At 70.8% G+C, this 4012-nt stretch carries 5 protein-coding genes; 4 read left to right on the forward strand and 1 reads right to left on the reverse strand.

The genetic code is table 11. From position 1 onward, the window contains the following. Positions 1–666: HAD family acid phosphatase (locus IJH84_RS09645; RefSeq protein WP_295142930.1), on the forward strand; the 666-nt coding region annotated here is incomplete at its 5' end. On the opposite strand, the gene IJH84_RS09650 is transcribed toward IJH84_RS09645, so the two are convergent. Continuing rightward, positions 654–1346, reverse strand: coding sequence for a spermidine synthase (locus IJH84_RS09650; RefSeq protein ID WP_295142932.1), 693 nt, complete (start codon positions 1344–1346; stop codon positions 654–656). The two genes, IJH84_RS09645 and IJH84_RS09650, sit on opposite strands and share 13 nt — an antisense overlap. Positions 1347–1653: 307 nt before the next feature. On the opposite strand from IJH84_RS09650, the gene IJH84_RS09655 reads away from it, so the two are divergent. The 3 genes from IJH84_RS09655 to IJH84_RS09665 form a co-directional block, all read left to right on the forward strand. Then, positions 1654–2841 carry an Ig-like domain-containing protein gene (locus tag IJH84_RS09655; protein ID WP_295142936.1) on the forward strand — a complete coding sequence of 396 codons (1188 nt, stop codon included), beginning with the start codon at positions 1654–1656 and terminating at the stop codon, positions 2839–2841. A gap of 9 nt (positions 2842–2850) precedes the next feature. Then, positions 2851–3345 (forward strand): MSMEG_6728 family protein, encoded by a 495-nt coding sequence (locus tag IJH84_RS09660; RefSeq protein ID WP_295142939.1) that lies wholly within the window; start codon positions 2851–2853, stop codon positions 3343–3345. 241 nt (positions 3346–3586) lie between these two features. Continuing rightward, the coding region (locus IJH84_RS09665; RefSeq protein WP_295142942.1) for an LLM class flavin-dependent oxidoreductase at positions 3587–4012 on the forward strand (426 nt) is incomplete at its 3' end.

Consider the following 4012-nt stretch of genomic DNA (forward strand, 5'->3'; position numbering starts at 1 on the left):
CAGCGGACCGCCGCGCCGGAGCCGGACAACCTCGGGCAGGCGAAGCAGGCCGTGCAGGAGTACTACGGCGACCGCGAGGACGCCGCGGGCGAGCACCACGCCTCCCCCGGCAGCGCCTGGGACGTCGACACCGACCGGGAGGTGACCGACGCGCGGGCGTACCTGCAGCGTCGCCTCGCCGAAGGCGTGCCGAACCCGGCGATCGTGCTGGACGTGGACGACACCTCGGAGGTGACCTACGGCTGGGAGGCCGGGCGGGACTTCGGTTTCGACGAGGACGCGCAGCGCGAAGCCATCGAGAAGGGCGTGTTCGAGCCGATCGGGCACACCCGCGAACTGGCGCAGTGGGCCGCGGGGCACGGCGTGCGGGTCTACTTCATCACCGGCCGCGGGGAGAGCCTCCAGGACGCTTCGCTGCGCAACCTCGCCGGGGAAGGGTTCCCGAGCCCGGCCGGGGCGTTCTTCAAACCGGAGACGCACGCCCCGGACTACCTGCCGTGGGGGCTGGACTGCAGCACCGTGGAGTACAAGTCGGGCACCCGCGCGCACCTGGAATCGCAGGGCGCGCACATCTTGCTCAACATCGGCGACCAGCACAGCGACCTGCGGGGCGGGCACGCCGAGAAACCGGTGAAGCTGCCGAACCCGATGTACTACCTGCCCTGAGCGGGCGCGTGCGCGGGGTGCCGGGCCAGGTAGACGACGTCCGGTTCACCCCGCGCGACCGGGGTTTCGTGCACCGCGACCTCCCGGAAGGCGTTGCGCAGCGCCGCCTCGAACGCGGCCGACCGGTTCGCGCTCCAGAACGCGACGGCACCCGGGTCGCCGAGGCGTTCGCCGAGCCGGCCGAGCCGGGATCCGCCGTAGAGCGCGCCGTTCTCGGGCGTGGTGAGCCATTCCGGCCCGTTGTCGGTGTCCAGGCAGACCGCGTCCAGCGGCCCGTCGTCGCGGTCGAGCCATGCCGCGATGTCGCCGTGCACGATCCGGACGCGGGGATCGGCGGTGTTGCGCTCGGTGCGTTCCGGCAGGTAGGTGCGGTTCCACTCGATGACCTGGCGGTGGATCTCCACCACGATGATCTCGGCGGGAACCGGTGAGGCCACCGCCGCCGCCAACGAGAACCCGAAGCCGAGACCGCCGATGACCAAGCGCGCCCCGGGCGGCGCGACCGCGAGCACCCGCTCGACCATCGCCCGTTCCGAGCGGCCGTCGCGGGTGTCCATCAGGAACATGCCGCCGCTGATCAGTTCCAGTTCGGCGCCGCAGCGGCGCAGCACGAGCTCGCCGAGGCCGGTGCGGCTGCGTTCGAGCACCTGCGGTCGATCGTCGTGCTCGTCGTCGGTCATCCGGTCACCTCGTGCGGGTTCGGTCCACCTTCGGTTCGGGTGTGCGCCGGAGCGCGTTCACCGCCAGGTTACCGCCGCGCGGGCTCGATGATCACCCGCGAATTCCGCACCGCGATCTTGCGGGCGGTCGGAACGGTCGGAGAATCTGATCACTGTTCGCACCTCCCGCTTCCCGAACTGGGATCACCGGTTCCCCCGATCGGTGTTCCGACACTGCGCGGACCTCCACACATCGCGATTAGTATCGCTTCCGGATTTCTTTGATCGACCGATCGAATGATCGCAGTGCGCCAGTCGGAGGGATCTCATGCCGATTCCCGCGTCGCCTCGCCGCCGTGCCCGGTTCATGCCGCTGCTCGCGGCGCTGATCGGCGCGCTGGTCCTCGCAGGTTGCAGTGCCACCGCACCGCCGAAGCGAGTTCCCGCGCCTGCGCTCACGATCGAACCGGCGAACGCCGCCACCATCAACCCGCGGACTCCGATCACGGTCCGGGTCGCCGACGGCACGCTCACCGACGTCACCGTGACCAACACCGAAAAGGGCAACGCCGTGCGCGGCGAACTCAGCCCGGACGGGAAGACCTGGCGCAGCACCGAACCGCTCGGTTACGCCGCGCACGACGACGTGCTCGCGCACGCGCGCGGCGCCGACGGCAAACCGGCCGAGCAGCGCAGCGCGGTCGGCACCGTCGACCCGGCCGAGAAGTTCGAGGCCAACCTGATCCCGTCGCCGGACGCCGTGGGAGACGACGGCATCGGCGTCGGCCAGCCGATCGTCTTCCAGTTCACCAAGCCGGTGCAGGACAAGGCCGCGATCGAGCGGACGCTGGAGGTGCACAGCGATCCGGTCCAGCCGGGAGCCTGGCACTGGATCGACGACGAGAACGTGCACTACCGCCCGAAGGAGTTCTGGAAGCCGGGCACCACGATCCACGCCCGCGCCAACGTCTACGGCGCGGATCTGGGCGGCGGCGTGCTCGGCGGCTCGGACACCGCGCACACCTACCGGGTGCACGACGCGATGATCGCCAGGGCGGACGGGAAGTCCAACCAGATGCAGATCTTCCGCAACGGCGCGCTGATCAACACGATGCCGATCTCGATGGGCAAGAAGTCCTCGCCGACGCACGCGGGCACGCACGTCGTCTCGGAGAAGCGCGAAAGCATGATCATGGACTCGTGCACCTACGGGGTGTGCGACAAGAGCGATCCGGACTACTACCGGATGCGCGAGCGCTGGTCGGTGCGGGTGTCCAACAGCGGCGAGTTCGTGCACGAGAACCCGGCGAGCGTGGGCAGCCAGGGCAGCTCGAACGTCTCGCACGGCTGCATCAACCTCAACGGCGAGAACGCCCGGTGGTTCTTCCGCAACTTCGGATACGGCGACGTGGTCGAGGTGACCAATTCCGGCGGGCCGGAGCTGCCGGTGTGGGACCGCTACGGCGACTGGTCGATGGACTGGCAGCAGTGGCAGCAGGGCAGCGCGCTGAAGTAGCGCGCAGCCGTGCAGACTTTCCTGCCTTACTCGGACTTCGCGGCGAGCGCGCGGGTGCTCGACCGGCGCAGGCTCGGCAAGCAGCGGGTGGAGGCGGTGCAGGTGCTGCGCGCCTTGACCGTCTCCGGCTACGGCTGGCGACGGCACCCGGCGGTGCTGATGTGGTGCGGCTACGAAGAAGCGCTGACCTGCTACGGGCTCGTGGTGTGCGGGGTGTGGCAGGCCGGCGGCCGCGGTGACACCTGCGAGCCGAGCCTGCGCGCGGACTTCGCGGTCGCCACGGACCGCGATGCGGTCCGCACGCAGGCCGAACTCGGCAAGGCCGGTGAGCTGCCGCCGTGGCTCGGCCGGGCCGAGCTGCATCGCAGTCACCGATCCGCGCTGCTGCGCAAAGATCCCGAGCACTACGGCCGGTACTTCTCCGACGCCGATCCCGAGCTGCCCTACCTGTGGCCGTCCTCGGACCGCCCGGAACGGCCCGAGGAGCAGCGGGTCGCTCGGTGATCCGGGCGCCGTCTCGTCGGTTGGGAAGCTTGGCACCGCGCCCGCCGCACGGCCTACAGTGATCCGATCCGGCGATTTCCTTGGCACGATGGCGTTTTCCCGGGAGGGAGGCTGCGATGCGCGCGGCCGCGGGTTTCCGCGCCGTCCGGCGGCGCCACGTCGACCTGCTGCGGGTGATCAGCGCGCGGTGTCCGGGCGCACCCGACACCGCCACGTTCCCGCAAGCAGGAGAGGAATTCCCATGCCCGGCACACACCTCGCCGTCGCGCTCGCCGGCGCGGGCTGGCACCCGGCGGCTTGGCGCGATCCGAGCGCCACGCCGGAAAAGCTGTTCACCGCGCCCTACTGGGCCGCGCTGGCCCGCACCGCGGAGCGCGGGCTGCTCGATTTCGTCACCGTCGAGGACGGTCTCGGCTTGCAGTCCGAGGACCACCTCGCGCCCGGTGACCGGCGCACCGACCGGGTCCGCGGCAGGCTCGACGCGCAACTGATCGCTTCGTTCCTCGCGCCGCTGACCTCGCGGATCGGGCTGGTTCCGACGGTGACGAGCACGCACACCGAGCCGTTCCACGTGGCCTCGGCGATCTCCACGCTCGATCACGACAGCCTCGGCCGCGGCGGCTGGCGGGTGCAGACCTCGGCCCGCGCCGACGAGGCCGCGCACTTC

The sequence above is a fragment of the Saccharopolyspora sp. genome, assembly GCF_017434145.1.
Taxonomy (GTDB): Bacteria; Actinomycetota; Actinomycetes; order Mycobacteriales; family Pseudonocardiaceae; genus Saccharopolyspora_C; species Saccharopolyspora_C galaxeae.